At 39.7% G+C, this 18,574-nt stretch carries 15 protein-coding genes; 11 read left to right on the forward strand and 4 right to left on the reverse strand.

Annotated elements, in window-relative coordinates; all coding sequences use genetic code 11:
• Positions 1 to 45 precede the first annotated feature (45 nt).
• Positions 46 to 2,169, forward strand: coding sequence for a polyribonucleotide nucleotidyltransferase (gene pnp, locus GYX91_RS03240; protein ID WP_174829931.1), 2,124 nt, complete (start codon positions 46 to 48; stop codon positions 2,167 to 2,169).
• 142 nt (positions 2,170 to 2,311) lie between these two features.
• On the opposite strand, the gene GYX91_RS03245 is transcribed toward pnp, so the two are convergent.
• Entirely contained in the window at positions 2,312 to 3,352 is a 1,041-nt protein-coding gene (locus GYX91_RS03245) for an alpha/beta fold hydrolase (protein WP_174829932.1), read from the reverse strand.
• A gap of 657 nt (positions 3,353 to 4,009) precedes the next feature.
• On the opposite strand from GYX91_RS03245, the gene GYX91_RS03250 reads away from it, so the two are divergent.
• Together GYX91_RS03250 and mpl are read left to right on the forward strand one after the other, a co-directional pair.
• Positions 4,010 to 4,426: a hypothetical protein gene (locus GYX91_RS03250; protein ID WP_174829933.1), complete on the forward strand. Its 417-nt coding sequence runs from the start codon at positions 4,010 to 4,012 to the stop codon at positions 4,424 to 4,426.
• 262 nt (positions 4,427 to 4,688) lie between these two features.
• A complete protein-coding gene (gene mpl, locus GYX91_RS03255; protein WP_174829934.1) occupies positions 4,689 to 6,092 on the forward strand; it encodes a UDP-N-acetylmuramate:L-alanyl-gamma-D-glutamyl-meso-diaminopimelate ligase in 1,404 nt (467 codons plus the stop codon).
• 194 nt (positions 6,093 to 6,286) lie between these two features.
• On the opposite strand, the gene GYX91_RS03260 is transcribed toward mpl, so the two are convergent.
• Positions 6,287 to 6,562 (reverse strand): hypothetical protein, encoded by a 276-nt coding sequence (locus tag GYX91_RS03260; RefSeq protein ID WP_174829935.1) that lies wholly within the window; start codon positions 6,560 to 6,562, stop codon positions 6,287 to 6,289.
• A 183-nt stretch (positions 6,563 to 6,745) separates the two neighbouring features.
• Between GYX91_RS03260 and GYX91_RS03265 the strand changes: the two genes are divergently transcribed.
• Positions 6,746 to 7,423: a helix-turn-helix transcriptional regulator gene (locus tag GYX91_RS03265; protein WP_025330304.1), complete on the forward strand. Its 678-nt coding sequence runs from the start codon at positions 6,746 to 6,748 to the stop codon at positions 7,421 to 7,423.
• A 164-nt stretch (positions 7,424 to 7,587) separates the two neighbouring features.
• On the opposite strand, the gene clpX is transcribed toward GYX91_RS03265, so the two are convergent.
• A complete protein-coding gene (gene clpX, locus GYX91_RS03270; protein ID WP_084547285.1) occupies positions 7,588 to 8,850 on the reverse strand; it encodes an ATP-dependent Clp protease ATP-binding subunit ClpX in 1,263 nt (420 codons plus the stop codon).
• Positions 8,851 to 9,261: 411 nt separating this feature from the next.
• On the opposite strand from clpX, the gene GYX91_RS03275 reads away from it, so the two are divergent.
• From GYX91_RS03275 to GYX91_RS03305, 7 genes are all read left to right on the forward strand, one after another.
• Positions 9,262 to 10,212 carry a D-alanyl-D-alanine carboxypeptidase family protein gene (locus tag GYX91_RS03275; RefSeq protein ID WP_174829936.1) on the forward strand — a complete coding sequence of 317 codons (951 nt, stop codon included), beginning with the start codon at positions 9,262 to 9,264 and terminating at the stop codon, positions 10,210 to 10,212.
• 470 nt (positions 10,213 to 10,682) lie between these two features.
• A complete protein-coding gene (locus tag GYX91_RS03280; protein ID WP_174829937.1) occupies positions 10,683 to 11,435 on the forward strand; it encodes an SDR family oxidoreductase in 753 nt (250 codons plus the stop codon).
• 10 nt (positions 11,436 to 11,445) lie between these two features.
• On the forward strand, positions 11,446 to 11,955 hold the full coding sequence (locus tag GYX91_RS03285) for a Fur family transcriptional regulator (protein ID WP_174829938.1): 510 nt from the start codon (positions 11,446 to 11,448) through the stop codon (positions 11,953 to 11,955).
• Between the two features lie 632 nt (positions 11,956 to 12,587).
• A complete protein-coding gene (locus GYX91_RS03290; RefSeq protein ID WP_174829939.1) occupies positions 12,588 to 13,712 on the forward strand; it encodes a sterol desaturase family protein in 1,125 nt (374 codons plus the stop codon).
• 19 nt (positions 13,713 to 13,731) lie between these two features.
• Positions 13,732 to 14,826, forward strand: a complete 1,095-nt coding sequence (locus GYX91_RS03295; protein WP_174829940.1) for an acyl-CoA desaturase — start codon at positions 13,732 to 13,734, stop codon at positions 14,824 to 14,826.
• Positions 14,827 to 15,000: 174 nt separating this feature from the next.
• Positions 15,001 to 15,804, forward strand: coding sequence for a carbon-nitrogen hydrolase family protein (locus GYX91_RS03300; protein ID WP_174829941.1), 804 nt, complete (start codon positions 15,001 to 15,003; stop codon positions 15,802 to 15,804).
• 198 nt (positions 15,805 to 16,002) lie between these two features.
• Positions 16,003 to 17,364: a sodium-dependent transporter gene (locus tag GYX91_RS03305; RefSeq protein ID WP_041879162.1), complete on the forward strand. Its 1,362-nt coding sequence runs from the start codon at positions 16,003 to 16,005 to the stop codon at positions 17,362 to 17,364.
• 263 nt (positions 17,365 to 17,627) lie between these two features.
• On the opposite strand, the gene GYX91_RS03310 is transcribed toward GYX91_RS03305, so the two are convergent.
• Positions 17,628 to 18,470, reverse strand: coding sequence for a class II glutamine amidotransferase (locus GYX91_RS03310; protein WP_174829942.1), 843 nt, complete (start codon positions 18,468 to 18,470; stop codon positions 17,628 to 17,630).
• Between the last annotated feature and the right edge of the window lie 104 nt (positions 18,471 to 18,574).

An 18,574-nucleotide genomic window follows, 5' to 3' on the forward strand; every position in this document is an offset into this window, starting at 1 on the left:
TTTAGCAGGTGCGGTATCTGCAAAAAATTAGAATGGAAAAACAATATGTTTGATAAACACATTAAAACCTTTCAATACGGCAATCAGACAGTTACTTTGGAAACTGGTGAAATTGCCCGTCAGGCAGCCGGTGCAGTAAAAATTTCCATGGGCGATACTGTGGTACTGGTAGCCGTTACAGCTGCTAAAGAAGTCAAACCTGGTCAGGATTTCTTTCCGCTGACCGTAGACTATCTGGAACGCACCTATGCAGCTGGTAAAATTCCGGGCGGATTTTTTAAGCGGGAAGGCAAACAGAGTGAAAAAGAAATCCTTACCAGCCGCCTGATTGACCGTCCTATTCGTCCTTTATTTCCGGAGGGTTTCTACAACGATATTCAGATAGTTGCCATGGTAGTTTCAGTTGATCCGGAAATTGATTCAGATATTCCGGCTATGCTAGGTGCTTCAGCTGCACTACTACTAACAGGTGTACCTTTTGCCGGTCCGATTGGTGCAGCCCGTGTCGGCTATGTCAATGGTGAATATGTTCTTAATCCGACTAAAACTCAGCTGGCTCAGTCACAATTGGATTTAGTTGTTGCCGGTACAGAAAAAGCCGTATTAATGGTGGAATCTGAAGCAGATGTACTGTCTGAAGAAACCATGCTGGGTGCAGTAGTATTCGGTCATGAACAAATGCAGGCAGCCATCCGTGCCATCAATGAATTTGCTGATGAAGTTAATCCGGAAATGTGGGACTGGCAGGCTCCTGTTGCTGATGAAAGCCTGATTGCCAAAGTGCGTGAGCTGGCTGGTGCAACAATTGATGAAGCATTCAAAATCAAGCAAAAACAAGCCCGTACGGCAAAACTAGATGAAGCATGGTCTGCTGTTGAAGCGGCTTTGATTACCGAAGAAACTGATACATTACTGGCTAACCAGATTCGCGGTATTTTCAAAGATCTGGAAAAAGAAGTAGTTCGTGGCCAGATTCTGGAAGGCCAGCCGCGTATTGACGGCCGTGATACCCGTACTGTTCGACCTATTGATATCCGGACCGGCGTATTACCGCGTACACATGGTTCTGCCTTATTTACTCGTGGTGAAACTCAGTCACTGGCTACAGCAACACTGGGCACCCAGCGTGATGAACAGATTATCGATGCTCTGAGTGGTGAATATACCGACCGCTTTATGCTGCATTACAACTTCCCGCCATACTCAACCGGTGAAGTAGGCCGTATGGGTGCACCAAAACGTCGTGAAATCGGGCACGGCCGTCTGGCAAAACGCGCACTGCTGGCTGTATTGCCTGATGTTGAAGATTTCAGCTATACCATGCGTGTAGTATCTGAAATTACTGAATCCAATGGTTCTTCTTCCATGGCCAGCGTATGTGCCGGATGTCTGAGTCTGCTGAATGCCGGCGTTCCTTTGAAAAGCCATGTTGCCGGTATAGCCATGGGTTTAATTCTGGATGGCAATAAATTTGCTGTACTGACTGATATTCTGGGCGATGAAGACCACCTTGGTGATATGGACTTTAAAGTTGCCGGTACCACTACTGGTGTGACTGCTCTGCAAATGGATATCAAAATTCAGGGAATTACTAAGGAAATCATGCAGATTGCACTGGCTCAGGCGAAAGAAGCTCGTTTGAATATTCTCGGACAAATGCAGGAAGCAGTAAAAGGTCCGCAAGAATTATCTGCACATGCACCACGTTTATTTACTATGAAAATCCATCAGGACAAGATTCGTGATGTTATTGGTAAAGGTGGTGAAACTATCCGTGCATTAACTGCAGAAACCGGTACTGAAATTAATATTGCTGAAGATGGTACGATTACCATTGCTGCCAGCACCAGTGAAGCAGGAGAAGCGGCCAAACGCCGTATTGAAGAAATTACTGCTGAAGTAGAAGTGGGTAAAGTATACGAAGGCACAGTAATCAAGATTCTGGATAACAATGTTGGTGCTATCGTATCAGTTATGCCGGGTAAAGACGGCTTGGTACACATCAGCCAGATTTCACATGATCGTGTGAAAAATGTAAGCGATTACCTGCAAATTGGTCAGCAGGTTAAAGTAAAAGCACTGGAAATTGATGATCGCGGCCGTGTACGCCTGTCAATCAAAGCTTTGCTTGAAAAGGCACCGCAAGAACCAAAACCGGCTGAAAATTAATCGTTAATATTGAGTATGCAAGACTGCCTTACATGTAAGGCAGTCTTTTTTTTGTAGCAAAATAGAGTATTACATCATTTTAGGGCTATAACCCATTATAAGAATAATAAGAAACTGCATCATTTAAAGCAGCTTTTTGAAATCAGTTTTTATAATTTGAAAATGTCTTAGATAAAAAATTAACTATGAGATGAGTAATTTCACGATGAATCTCACTTCTATCCCGACTACCGCCATCCTTACAAATAATTCCTTCTCCTTCTTTTTCTTGATTCAATATATCAATTGCATCAGATTTACAAATTTGGATAAAACTAAAATGCATTGCATCTGGAATAATGATATAAGTTGAGGACGATTTTGGTAGAAATTCTTGTACATAACCCGATTCAAGTTGTGTATTTGTATCACCTATATCAACTCCTGCACCAATAATAAGAGATGGTATTTTGATTTTTTGTAAGCTTTCAATGGTAAACCCTCTTGTCAAACCAGCATCCAATGATACGAATGCTTTTATCCTGGGGTCTGACATATTCCTATTAAGCTCTGAATTTGCCAGACCAAGTTCAGATATCAAATGACAAGCTTTTAAATATGAATATTTATTACAATCTTTCTTAAAGGACTCTGTATCAAATCTGGCTCCGGAAAGTGCAATTACTGACCAACCACCAAGCGAATGGCCTATAGCGGAAATCTGATTTAAATTAATGATATTTGAGAATGTTTGATTTTCAGCCAGCGCATCAATAGTTTTACTTAAATCTTGCGGCCGTAACCATAGTTTGGCTGACTGCTCAGTATTCTGATCAAATCCAGTTGTCCCCGGATGATTAGGAGCTGCAACAATATATCCCTTTGCAGCTAATGCATGTGCAAGCCAGCTTAAACTTCGCCAGCTCCCGCCGTAACCATGTGAAAGTAAAATTAATGGCGATTTAGTATTCTTTATTTCTGGTACTGCATCAGCAATAACTTCAGAACCATCAAAAATAGCATTATCAGCTATAGTTATTGAATTTTGCTCATTATTAGTGGCATACCAAACAGCAATATCTAATGGTCTTCCATCATGTATATCATAGTGAATTCGCTTAAAACCAATATGTTCTGAAGCGTTGGAGATAAGTGGAAAAAGTAAAATAAATGAATTGATAAAGCAAAAAAGTAATTTAATCATAGCATCCCTCTTTAATAAGGGAGTGTTGTTATAATAATTTCAAATAATATAATAAGGAATAAATCAAAGCCATTATCAAAGCAGTAATCAATGTTCAATATTCCGTTATATAAATCAAATTCAAATCCGGAAATGAATATAAAATTCAGCGTTTACTTGTTTTTTATGATAAAGATAATCAGCTTTTCAGAAAACCATTCCGATTAACATCATAACGGTGGAAACTTATCAGCATTTCAAAATAATCAGCGAGTTCAACAAGACAATACTGAATTTGATATGTCCTAGCAACTATGTCTATTATAGATATGAGGGCTATACTGCTGTTTGCAAACAGATATTGTCAGAGCAGTTTATGCAACGGAATCAAGGAAAATTGATTCAGTTATAATTTGCTGATTAAAAAATAGGCAGTTAAATTTAATTTATATATAACAAGGCTATAAATTACTTATCCACAGTTTATGTGCAACACCATCCCAATAATCACAGGAATAATGTGTATTTATTCATCTTATCGCATACACTGACAGATACGTGGATAAAAACTGGGGAAAACAATATCAGGTATTATGATTGTGGATAAACTAAAATATATTTATTATATTGACAGGATTAAAGAAATTTTAAATTTTTTAAAAATTACGGATATCTTATATGAGTAATGGTTTAAAGTTAGAAAATATCGAAGCATATTTTGAAGAGCATAAATTACCAAAATTCGACAGTTCATCAATATTGTATGGATCAATAGATGCAAAATTATGGCTAAAGATTGTAATAACTCAATTTTCTGGATTATTTATTAAACATCTGCTTATTTATTTTAATGCAGAAAAAATAATTCTGATTGGTTTAAACTTGAATACAAATTTAACAGATGCAATTACTGTTATTCCTATGACAGAAGTTTCTGAACTAAGCTTCAAATCAGGCTTTATCAGAGGCAAGCTGACATTTAAATTTAAACAAAAGGAATATCTTATAAAAGTCCCGAACTTTATTCTTGTCGCGAAATGGCAAAAAAGAAATTTGAAAAATATCCTTCAGCGTTACATTATTAAATATTCATAAAAACACCAAATAATTATTTCTCAGTATTAGCAGATAATAATATATTTGATAATCAAATATTTATAATGATTCAATACAAACCCTTTTAAATTAATCATAATAGTCTGTTTTCTGTTTTCTGTTTTCTGTTTTCTGTTTTCAGTGCCTGTTTGTATTTTGAATTTAATTTCAGTGGTGATAGTGTATAGAAAATACAAAACATCCATGTAGTAAATATGAGGAAAGTCTATAATGCTGGTTTTCATCGCATAGAGACAGAGAAATGCAGCATATCCACATCATTGGTATCGGCGGAACATTTATGGGAGGAATTGCCGCTATAGCCAAACAGGCAGGCTATCAAGTAACTGGTTGTGATGCCAAAATGTATCCGCCCATGAGTACACAGCTGGCTGATTTGGGCATTGATGTGGTGGAAGGATTCGAAGCAGCACAGCTGGACAGTTATCCTGCTGATGTCTATGTAATTGGTAATGTTGCCCGTCGCGGCATGCCTGTCATTGAGGCCATCCTCAATCGTAACTTACCTTATACTTCCGGCCCGCAATGGCTGGCAGAAAATATCCTTCAACAGCACTGGGTACTGGCAGTAGCCGGCACTCATGGTAAGACAACGACAGCCAGTATGCTGGCATGGGTGCTTGAAGATGCTGGTCTGGCTCCCGGATTTCTGATTGGCGGGGTGCCGCAAAATTTTGCTGTATCAGCGCGCCTGCCTCAGGTACCACCGGCTGAGCAATCCGCATCTGAACCAGAGTGCAGTCCGTTTTTTGTCATCGAGGCAGATGAGTATGACACAGCTTTTTTTGATAAACGCAGTAAGTTTGTCCATTATCGTCCGCGTACGGCAATTCTGAACAATCTGGAATATGATCATGCGGATATTTTCCCCAATCTCGCAGCAATTCAGACTCAGTTTCATCATTTGATTCGTACAATTCCCAGTGAAGGGCTGATTGTTGTTAATGAACAATCGGCTGCACTGGATGAAGTTTTACAGCAAGGCTGCTGGTCAGAAGTAGAAGGTTTTGGTCTGAATAAGGATTGGCAAATTGGTGAAATTTCTGCAACCGGTGGCTTCGATGTACTCTATCAGCAACAAAAGGTGGGGCATATAGAGTGGAAACTACTGGGGCAGCATAACCGCATGAATGCACTGGCAGTGATTGCTGCAGCACGTCATGCAGGTGTGTCAATCCGGCAATCTTGTGCAGCATTGTCTCGTTTCGAGAATGTTAAACGGCGCATGGAAGTCAAAGGTGTTGTTAACGATATTACGGTTTATGATGATTTTGCTCATCATCCGACAGCCATTGCCACAACTATTGCCGGTTTGCGCCAGAAAGTCGCTAATGCACGTATTCTGGCTGTGCTTGAACCACGCTCTAATACTATGAAGCTGGGTACCATGAAAGCTGCTTTATCTGCCAGTCTGGCGGAAGCTGATAAAGTATTCTGTTATGCTGGCGGGGTTGACTGGGATATTGCGGCTGCACTAAGTCCGTTACAGGATAAAGTAGCAGTTTTTCAGGATATGCAGTCACTGGTTGAAGCTATCACTGCACAGGCAGAGCAGGGGGACCATATTCTGGTCATGAGTAATGGCGGCTTTGGTGGTATTCATCAGCAATTACTGACTCAGTTACAACACAAAGCAAATAATTAATTATTTTTGTACTGAATTCAAGTTAAAACATTAACCCCTGGTTCAGATTTTCTAAAGGCCGGAGCTATCTGTTATTTCAGGTACTCAGGCTTTTATTTTATGTGTGTTTTCAAACAGTGCAGTATCAGGGTAAATATAAAAAATAATGAAATTACGTGATTAATAGTACGACAGAAGCAGAGCGATACAATATTTCAGGAAGCCTCATAAACCGTAGCTTTTGCCATTTCAGTATGATTCATTTTTCCGTATGCATTCTGCCAGCTTTGTGCAGCTTCACGCTGGTCACAGTTTTTGGCTACTTTAATCTGGGTTGGATTCATTTCAGTATAAGTTAAATTCGCCAGATGCTGGCAGTTCAGCGTTTGCGAAATCAATGCCGCAGGAGCTGTAGCACGGGCTGGTACTGAATGAAAATTGCCCAGCAACAGTGATAAAGCCATTAACCCATATATTTTTAATAATTTCATAATCCATTCCTTATTTAGAAAAATCTAATAAATTGTTTAATTTTTATTATATTAATTAGAAAAAAATAAATATTCAAGGAATTTATTTCTTAAATATTTAGTTACTTTTCATTTTTCTAAAAATGAAGTATAATAAAAACAAATTTATTGACGTTATTTCTAAGAAATTGCCGGAATTTGTGCATGCAAACATTTAAAGATCGTCTGGCTTCACTGTGGCCGGGTGAGCGCCAGTCTAAAATTGCTACAGACATTGATATGACTATGGCCGGTTTCAGCCGTATCTGGCATGAAGGCGGGTTACCCAAAGCAGAAACCCTGAAACGTATCAAAGAATTAAAAGGTTGCAGTATTGACTGGCTGCTGACCGGAGAAGGGGAGCCCTTTCCTGAACAGCAAACTCAGGCAGCACATGATACGCTGGGTAATCCGGTGAATACTGAAGATTTTGTTTATGTGCCGCGTTATGCAATTGAAGCAGCTGCCGGACATGGTAGTTTAGTTGCTAATGAAAAACCGATGTTTACCATGGCGTTTCGCAAGGACTGGATAAATTCAATGATTAGCCCTGAAGTTAGTGGCTTGTCAGTGATTTCGGTCAAAGGCGATTCAATGGAAGGTGTACTCAATGACGGGGATACCATTCTGGTACAGCAAATGAATCATATACGCCGTGATGGTTTGTATGTACTGCGTATTAACGATAATCTGCTGGTTAAGCGTTTACAGCTGATGCCGGGTAATGTAGTGAATGTTATTTCTGCTAATGAAGCCTATCCGAGTTTTGAAATCCGGCTGGATAGTGAAAGTGATGATGTACAAATCATCGGTAAAGTATTGTGGTTTGGCCGTTATCTGTAATGTTCTGATAATAAAATTTCATACTGAAGAGCCAGTTTGATAATCCGGGTATTACTGCAGACACATTATTAACCGGTTAACTCATTTATTCTGGACATAAAAAAACCGTCTGAATTCCAAAATTCAGACGGTTTTTTTATCCATGTAAAATTCAGCTTATGGTTTTAGCCTTTATAAGCACTGCCATCAGCCAGTAACCATTCAGGTTCAGCACCTTTATCAATTACATCCTGATTAACAACCACTTTTTTTACATCGTTTAAATCCGGCAAAGCATACATAGTATTGAGCAACGCTTTTTCTACAATTGAGCGTAGGCCGCGGGCACCAGTTTTGCGCGCCATGGCCAGCTTGGCAATTGCCCGTAATGCAGAGGGTTGTACTTGTAGCTCCACACCTTCCATCGCAAACAGAGCCTGAAACTGCTTAATTAATGCATTTTTAGGTTCGGTAAGGATATTAATCAGTGCATCTTCATCCAGCTCAGTGAGCGTTGCAATAACTGGCAGACGACCGATCAGCTCGGGAATCAAACCGAATTTAATCAGGTCTTCCGGTTCTACCGTCTGAAACAGCTCGCTTACATTGGTATTTTCGTCTTTGCTGTGTACCGCAGCACCAAAGCCGATACCACCCTTCTCAGTACGCTGACGGATAACTTTTTCCAGTCCGGCAAATGCACCACCACAGATAAATAGAATATTAGTAGTGTCTACATTAATAAATTCCTGATTAGGATGTTTGCGTCCACCCTGTGGCGGCACAGATGCAACAGTTCCTTCTATCAGTTTAAGTAAAGCCTGCTGAACACCCTCACCGGAAACATCGCGGGTGATAGAGGGATTATCACTTTTGCGGGAGATTTTATCGATTTCATCAATGTATACAATGCCTTTTTGTGCTTTTTGTACATCAAAATCGCATTTACCCAATAATTTAGTGATAATCTGTTCCACATCCTCACCAACATAGCCGGCTTCGGTAAGTGTGGTGGCATCAGCCATCACAAACGGAACATCCAGTTTGCGCGCCAGTGTCTGAGCGAGCAGAGTTTTACCCGAACCGGTAGGTCCAATCAGCAGAATATTGGATTTAGACAGCTCTACCTGACCTTCTTCCTTACCCAGACGCAAGCGTTTGTAATGATTATATACCGCTACAGCCAGTGATTTTTTTGCTGTTTCCTGTCCGATTACATACTGGTCAAGATTAGCAACAATCTCTGCCGGAGTAGGCAGTTTTTCCTGACCGTCTCCGTCAGTTGCCGGCATGCCATTCTCTGTAGAAGAAGCACCCGGATTATGTAGCATTTCATTGCATGTATCCACGCACTCATTACAGATTAATGCGTTTTCACCTTCAATTAAATTTTTAACTTCGTTTTCAGGTTTACCGCAAAACGAACAATAACGAATTTCTTTACTCATAAACAGGATTTCATCAAGAAAATAGAGCTTATATTGAACGCCGGACCAAATACGTAGATGATATCGTATCGGATTCAGCCAAAAAACGAGTATATAGTTTTATCAGGCTGATATCAAACTGAATGCTAGTGTGGTTTTAATCACTGAAGAAATCAGTTTGATAATGAAAATCTGATTAAAATATCGTTTATAAACACCTTTTTTAGCCAAATATAATAAGAAAATACCGGCCGTAAGCAAATTTGTCTTATAATTAGATTGAGAAACAATATATTTATTGAATAATTGGACGTTAAAAACTTCTTTCAAATCACAGACAATAATTATGTCTGTCTCTCTATTGCGTTCAGTTTAAGTAGTATTCTCTTGAGAAATAAATTACCCTGATTCAGGGTTAAAAAGGAAGTTATCATGTCATGTTTATCACGTCTGCGTCGCTGGCAGTGGGTAAGCCTGTTAAGCAGCAGTCTGTTTTTTGCAGTACCTGCTGTAGCCGGAGACCTTGATGTTCTCGGCCAGTTTATCGAACAAAAGCAGGCAGGTGGTCAGTCAGACACACTCAGTACATTTATCAGCAACCATCCCGATGCCAATCTGGAAACCCGTGCACAGGTTGCCGGTCCTTTATTGAGCTCACAATCGGCACTGATTATGAATAATCAGACCGGTGAAATTCTTTACCAGAAAAATATCAATCAGGTACGTTCAATTGCATCCATTTCTAAGCTGGTTTCAGCAATGGTAGTGCTGGATGCCAATCAGAACATGAATGATCAGATTACCATCACAGATGCCGAAATTGACCGGCTGAAAAACTCAACCAGCCGTCTGTCTGTTGGTACAGTAATGACCCGGCGTGAGCTGTTGCATATTGGTTTAATGAGTAGTGAAAACCGGGCAATCCATGCTCTGGCACGTACTTATCCGGGCGGTATGCCGGCATTTGTAGAAGCCATGAATAATAAGGCAGCTGAGCTGGGAATGACTAATTCACGTTTTTACGAACCAACCGGGCTTGATCCGCGCAATCAGTCCACTGCACGGGATTTGGCTTTGCTGGTGCGTGGTGCCAGTCAGTATCCGCTTATCAGACAATATTCAACTGACAATTCCGGTTCGGTATACACCAGTAATGGCAGAGTAGAGCAATATCACAACTCCAATGCACTGGTACGTGAAGGTTTATGGCCGATTGCGCTGCAAAAAACCGGATATATTCGTGAAGCAGGTCGGTCTATGGTGCTGCTGACCAGTGTGCAGAACCAGCCGGTAACCATTGTTTTACTGAACTCTCCCAGTTCAACAACCCGCGTAAGCGATGCCCGCGCTTTACGTTCATGGGCGATGCAGCAATCCTTATAAACCATATATCTGTAATCAAAGAGCCCCGTTAGCGATAACGGGGTTTTTTATCAATAAATCAATCCGTTTATATCGTAATGTAACTATCAAAGCAGTTAATTAACATGATATAAAGCCAGACATAACGAATTAACATCAGCAACCGAAAGTAATTTAACAGATATGATTAATAGCGTTTTTATAAATGTGCCAGTTGATTCGTCTGCATCTTCTATTTGTAAAATAATGGGCAAGGCATAGTTTCCGAGAATAGTACTGAGTAAAAAGCTTAATCATCAGTGTAAAATATTGGTTCTCAGACTGATAAATATTCCTGAGGTATGAATGAATGGATGTCACCGGTTGATAAACAAAACTCGGTCGTAGCAAAATAGAAATGTAATACCATAATATTGGAAATCGAATAAGTATTGACTTATCTCATAAGTGACAAATAGAGGTGTTATCTTTAAACAGAGAAAGATACTGACATGGCAATATTAATTACAGGTGCTTCTGCAGGATTTGGCGCAGAAATGTGTCGTGTGCTGATTCATGCCGGTTACCAGGTTATCGGTGCCGCACGGCGGCTGGATAAGCTGCAACATTTACAGACAGAACTGGGTGCACAGTTTTTACCATTACAAATGGATGTAGCCGATAAAAGCAGTGTAGATAATGCATTAGCCTCCTTACAGGGTACTTGGGCGGATATTGATTTACTTGTGAACAATGCCGGGCTGGCACTGGGCATGGAGCCGGCTCAGGAAGCAAACTTTGCTGACTGGGAAACCATGATTCATACCAATGTTCTGGGTTTAACTTATGTCACCCGGCAAATATTGCCACGTATGGTAGCTAAAAATAGCGGCTATATCATTAATCTGGGTTCTACTGCCGGCTCATGGCCATATAAAGGTGGCAATGTTTACGGTGCTACCAAAGCTTTTGTACGCCAGTTCAGCCTGAATTTGCGTACTGATCTGGCCGGTACCCGCATACGAGTAACCAATATTGCCCCCGGTTTATGCGGTGATACTGAATTTTCCAATGTACGCTTTCGCGGCGATGATAAACAGGCTGCTGCCGTATATGAAAATATCAGCTATCTGCAACCGGCAGATATTGCCAACACCGTATTATGGCTGTATCAGACTCCGGCACATATGAATGTTAACCATATTGAAATTATGCCGGTATCACAAACCTTCGCCGGTCTGAGTGTAACCCGTGATTTGGCTTGAGGTTTGAGTCATGACGGATAAACTTGCATGGTCGACAAGAACCACTGAGAAAACGCGCATATTGGCTCAATGTGAAGCACAAGGTGTAACCATTACTCAGTTGCGCGCACAGGTTTTGGATATCGTGCTGAGCATGAGCGGAGTGATTAAAGCTTATCAGGTTTTGGCTCATATGCAGCAAAGTAGTCACAACACAATTGCCCCACCGACAGCGTACAGAGCACTGGATTTTTGGACAGAACAAGGTATTCTGCACAAAATTCCGGCGATTAATGGCTATATATTATGTCGGCATGCTCAGCATGATTGTGGTGAACAATGCCAGCCGGATCATATTCATCACAGTGATTTTGTGCTGGTATGTAATCAGTGCGGAGCAGTGGATGAACAAAGTATGAGCCCGGAATGGGTAGCTTTACGACAGAGGGTAGCTGATAGCGGATTTATACTTAATGATGAACATATTGTTTTGACTGGTATGTGTAGCCAGTGTCGTACTCAAAATGAAAACTTTAAATAAGTTATCCTGTCAGTTTTGGATTCTTAAAACGGTTGAAACCATTCCTTTATCTTTTATGCATAAGAAACGCCGAATTATTCGTGAAAAAATGGTTAATTAAACAACATTATTACCTATACATTCTCAAGGAACTAAGTGAAGTTACCTATCCGGATGGCGTTTTATAATGTTGAATGAAAACTATATGCACTAAATTTTATTGTTATAGCAAATATCCTACTAACGGAATAAATTGTGTCCAAACAGTAATAAAGAAAAACAAATATAGATTACATTAGATTGTTGCGTCTGACATTATTTCCATAATTTATTGTATGACATGCTATCCTGTAATAATTAAATAGGATTGAAAACGATATTGTCATATCCGATTATAAGCCAGCATTTAAAATAAATGTTAAATCAAGTTTTTTTATGATAAATAAAATTATAAAATTTGATCTAGAGTAAAGTATCTAATTTTAATATCTGTATTATGAAGTCTGTCTTTGAACTTTTAGAATTTAATTCTTAAAAGATTATAACTATTATTTGATCTGATTCTAAGCAATCGCTGAACTACGGTAGCTAACAGGGAATATAGATTAATAAATAACAGTTAATATTTTACCAATTAAGTTATTGGAAGCAGAATGAATACATTGACATTTCCTATTATCTTTATGCTGGTTTGTATCTATATTGAAGCAATATTATTGAAATGGATTAAAAAGCAGAATATTAATTGGCTTGATATTATCTTCAATTTAAATTCTGGGCATATTGTTTTGTGGTTATTCAGAGGCCTGGAAATTTTATGTTATGCCTATGTTTATCAAAATTGTAGTTTAAATTTATTTTCTTCAACCCCAGTCTTTTATATATGGATATTTGCCGTCTTTGCCTGGGATTTTTGTTTTTACTGGCAGCATCGTTTATTACATACTTTTCGTTTGTTATATGCTGTTCATTTAATTCATCATCAGGGTGAAAATTTTAATCTATCCTTGGCGGTCAGAAATTCCTGGTACTCTTCTTTACTGTCTGCTGTGTTTAATGTTGGTTTAGCTTTTCTTGGATTACCTACCGAAATCTTCTTAGCAGTTTCTATGATACATTATTCTATCCAGTTTTTTAATCATAATGATTTCACACCCCGACTAGGCTTTTTAGAGAAAATTTTTGTCACGCCCAATCATCATCGTGTGCATCATATTAATGACAGATATTATTCTAATCGCAATTTTGGTGGTTCATTTATTATATGGGATAAGTTATTTGGTAGCTATGCGGAAATGCCGGAAGGTACGGTTAATTATGGTTCTCCGGGTGTGAAAACATTTAATCCGTTATTGGCCAGTAATTTTCCATTTATGCAAATATTTAAAATTCGTTTTCAACCTTCTTCGTTTCCTGACAAATTTGTTATTTCAAATTTACTCATGACTTTAGGTTCAACAGCATTGTTTATTTTAGCTATTAGTTATATCTATACATATGGGTACGGTTTGAACGATATTAGTTTAACTCAATATATATTATTTGCTTATCTGGCTGGTGGAACAATTTTTCTGGGCGCGATGTCCGAAGGTCGCCCGTGGGGAATAATAGGCTGGATAATATTAACTTTAACTATGCCTTTGTTATTTTTGTATGGATTTCAATGGCATCAGACCTACTGGCAAATTACTATGGCACTGCTGAGCATACATGGCATCATTATTTTCATTAACTGGATAAGAGTGTATCGAAAATCTTTGCCTGTAATCGAACCCTAAAGCCGAGTACGGATAAAATATGAGATCTGAATTAAGAGAACTTGAATACAATTCGCAACAGGATAAAAGTTTAAAAAAAGCTCTTAATGATGCTTTGCAAGAATATCTGACTACACATCAAGATCATCGCTATGCTGACAGGGGTATGAAGTTCAAGTTGGCAATACTTTGTCTGTTTTGTGCTGCAAGCTATATTACGGCATTACATCAAAGCTCAGTAATTTGGTTTTCATTATTTTATTTTTGCTATATTACCTTTGCGCTGCTGCTGGCTATTAATGTAGTACATGATGCTTCGCATAATGTTTTTTTCCGTTCCGGACGAGCAAATAAATGGTTAAATTGTCTTATTACCATTCCCCTGGGTATTGATCCAGACTGTTGGCGTGTTCGTCATGTTATTCAACATCATCCTTACACTAATGTTGAATACTACGATTTAGATATTGATTATAACGGAGTGTTGCGACAGACTCCGTTTCAGGTACATTATTGGTTTATGCGCTATCAGCATTATTATTGGCCAATAGTAGCAGCAATGACATTTCCGGCAATTGTCTGGTGTTTTGACTGGCAGGACAGATTAGGTCTTAAGTTCAATGTTAAAAAATTTACTAGCCAGGGCTGGAATGGATGGATGGTATTTTTACTAGCTAAATGGGTACATATTTTACTGGCGTTCATTTTGCCGGCTTGGGTATGTCCACAATTCAATTTTAGCTGGATTGTACTGGTTTATTGTTTAAGTCAAATGTGTTCTTCTTTGATATTTGTCATATTGATTTTAGGTAGCCATTGGGCTAAAGCTACTTTCTATCAGGCGCCGGAAAATGGATATTTTATGCATGGACGTTTGCAGCATGCTTTTAACACAACGCTCAATTGGCATCTAAAATATGGCTGGCTTGAATATTGGCTGGGCGGATTGAATTTGCACTTAACCCATCATTTATATCCCGGTGTTAGCCACCGGCATTATCATAAGCTGACTCCTATTGTGGCGGATATAGCACAGCAATTCAATATTTCGTATCAGGCTTTATCTTTAATCGGTCTGTTTAAATCCCAACAGGAATTTCTGAAGAAAATGGGAAGCAATTATCGAGAAAATTAGTCGTAATATTTGCTGTTATCCGTGCTAATCAAAGTAAAATAAATCCGCATCTGCCAACGCTTACAAAATTAAGACCAAAATTCAGATAATCTTGTTGAAAAGAGAATAATTTGCCAGACGGCTATGTTACGGTTATAAAGAGCATAGATGAGGATAAAAATTCGGGAGTAACTGATGCAGAATGTAAAAGTAGCTATAGTGCAAATGGTATCTGGTACTCAGGTAGCAGAGAATGTGCGCACAATGCAACGACTGGTGCAACAGGCAGCTGCTGAGGGTGCGGAGTGGGTAGTATTACCTGAATACTGGCCGATAATGGGTAAAGACGAAACAGATAAAGTAGCTGTGGCTGAGGTTTTTGGAGATGGCCGATTGCAAACAGCTTTGAAAACTCTTGCTGCTGAACTGGGGATCATATTATTTGGTGGTACCATACCTTTACAAAGTACAGATAAAACCAAAATATTTAATACCATGCTGGTGTACGGACGCTCAGGAGAATTGCTGGGTTTCTACCATAAAATGCACTTGTTTGGTTACACTGGTGCCAATGAGTCTTACGCAGAAGCCGATACAATACTGCGGGGCATGGATGTACCCGAGCTGAGAGTTGATAATATCGCTGTGGCACAGGGTATTTGTTACGATTTACGTTTTCCTGAATTTTTCCGTGCCCAGCTTCCGTTTGAAGTACTGGTGTTACCGGCAGCATTTACTTATACCACGGGTAAAGCACACTGGAACACATTATTAACTGCCAGAGCAATTGAAAATCAGTGTTATGTGCTGGCGTCTGCTCAGGGTGGGCAGCATCAGAATGGCCGCCGTACATATGGCCATAGTATGATTATTAATCCTTGGGGAGAAATCCTTGCTTCTTTGCCAGAAGGAGAGGGTGTTATTTGTGCAGAGCTGGATGCCGAATTTCTGCAATCAGTACGTACTAAGCTACCGGCACTACAGCATCGACTGTTGTAAATATGTTTTTTTAAGTTAGTACTTTTTGAACCAGCCTGAATTTAATCCATATTTAAGCTCATTATTTGGACATAATGTCTGAATAATGGGCTTAATGGTCTCAAAAACGGTACATTCACAATCATTTCTTGTCCAAAAATGCGATTCATGGCATGATTATTGATTAAAGTTTGAATTAAGAAGTAAGGGGCAGTAGCGATGAGTGGCGGAACAAAGAAAAAGTCGCATTCTCAGTGGAGCTCGCGGATGGGATTTATGCTCGCCGCAGCAGGTTCAGCAGTTGGTTTGGGTAATATCTGGAAATTTCCCTATATGGCCGGTCAGATGGGCGGTTCTGCATTTGTGCTTACCTATCTGATTTGCATGTTTGTGATTGGTTTGCCTATTCTGGTGGCAGAGTGGCTGATTGGCCGTCGCGGGCAGAAAAATCCGATTCATACCATGGAAGATGTAGCTGCTGATGAAGGGCAATCTAAATCATGGCGCTGGGTAGGTATTATCGGCGTACTTGGTTCATTCCTGATTCTTTCTTTTTACAGCGTTATTGGCGGGTGGGCTGCTGATTACATTTTTCTTGCCGGTACTGGCACTTTTAAAGGTTTAAATGGCGAGGGTACCGGTCAGGTCTTCCAGCAATTTCTTGGTAGTGTAAGCCATTTACTTACATGGCATACCGTCTTCATGTTTGCTACTGCTTTGATTGTAGCCATGGGCGTAGGTGCCGGTTTGGAGCGTTCGTGTAAAGTGATGATGCCGGGGCTGGGTCTTTTACTGATTGGTCTGGTGGTTTATGCGGCTGTTGTCAGCGGACCTTCATTTGGTAAGGCTTTTGCTTTCCTATTTACTCCTAACTGGTCTGCTATTACCGGTAAGGCAGTACTGGCGGCATTGGGGCATGCATTTTTCAGCCTGTCTCTGGGCATGGGTATTATGATGGCTTACGGTTCCTATCTGGGTAAAGATGTGAATCTGATTTCTACAGCACGTACTGTAGTTATTCTGGACGTTATTGTTGCCATGTTATCCGGTATGGCCATTTTCCCGCTGGTATTTGCCAATGGTCTGCAACCGGGCGAAGGTCCGGGTCTGATTTTTGTTACCTTACCTATCGCTTTCGGCAATATGGCCGGTGGTACTATTATTGGTGTTGTATTCTTTATTTTCCTGACTTTCGCCGCCCTGACTTCCTCAATTTCATTGCTGGAGCCGACAGTTGAGTTACTGGAAGAAAAAACTCATTTGGGACGTAAATCAGCGACTTTAGTAAGTAGTTTGTTTATCTGGGCATTGGGTATTGCCTGCCTGCTGTCTTTTAATGAGTGGCAGGATATTACAATTTTCGGTAAAAATATATTTGATTCTCTCGATTATCTGACCAGTAAGCTTATGTTACCGTTAACCGGTCTTGGCACCATTGTATTTGCCGGCTGGATAATGAATCAGGAAAGAATTCGTCAGGAGCTGAATTTAGGCCAGGCTGTATTTGCTTGTTGGAAAGTGCTATGCCGTTATGTTATTCCGATAGCTGTAATAGCAATTCTGATTTATGGATTTATGTAATCAATATATAGTTAATATTCTCATATCTGAGTAACAAAAAATCCCGGAATTATCCGGGATTTTCTTTTATGGATTCACTAATTACTATAGAAAATGCTTGAAAACAGATATAGATATTTAATAAATATTTGGATTTACATCAAATATCTGCAATTGTTACTATGCTTTAATCTGGTTTTAATCCATTCCGGATAAATAACATAAGATAGTTCAGTTAATAACAGATTTTCTGAAATTTTAGTTTCTTAGTTCAATTTAATCTGTTACATGCTGACGCCGGCTTTGCGTGCGATGGCCAGACCATCTTCTACACTCATATATTGAGCCGGCTGGATACAATCACGCAAAACAATTTCTCCCTGGCTGAACATCACCAGTTCATTAACCGCCAGTTGCTGCCACTGCTCATTACAGGTAAGCGGTAATGTGGCAATTACGGCTACACGATCATATGGTGTAGTAACCGCGGAAAAATCAATAGCTACGTCTTCATCTGCCAGAACAGCTTTACCAAAAGGCGCCTGCCGGATAATATAAAAAAGCAGGGTGCTGGCATGGGCAATTAACCAGTCACCATTCGAAAGCATATAATTAAATAAACCATACTGACGCAGCTCACCAGTAATTTCTGCTATAGCATTAAATAAAATTTCTCGAGAAGGCTTGTGACGAAAGCGCTGGCGTAGCTGCTCAAGAAGATAGCAGAAGGCCTGCTCTGAATCCGTAGAGCCTACCGGGTTAAAATATTCACCTTCAGAAGGATTAAAACGGCGCAAATTGCCATTATGTGCAAACACCCAGTATTCTCCCCATAACTCGCGTACAAACGGATGTGTATTTACTAAGTGCACTTGTCCCTGAGTAGCTTTGCGAATATGAGCTATTACATTTTCCGATTTGATTTTATATTGCTGCACCAAATCTGCGACAGGTGAGCTGGCACAAGGCTTATCATCCTGAAGCAGGCGCACTCCGTGCCCCTCAAAAAAAGCAATGCCGAAACCATCTGCATGGCTGTCAGTCAGACCTCCCCGCAAACGAAAACCTTCAAAAGAAAAGACGATATCAGTAGGGGTATTGCAATCCATGCCTAACAACTGGCACATTTATTATTTCTCCTTAACTGAAGTTATCTAAGTATTATTAGCTGCTTATTTTAATATCAATTTTATAAATTTTAAAATATTAAGTATAAAAAAAACAATGCCTG

The organism is Snodgrassella sp. ESL0304 (genome assembly GCF_013344995.1).
In the GTDB taxonomy this organism is placed as follows: Bacteria; Pseudomonadota; Gammaproteobacteria; order Burkholderiales; family Neisseriaceae; genus Snodgrassella; species Snodgrassella alvi.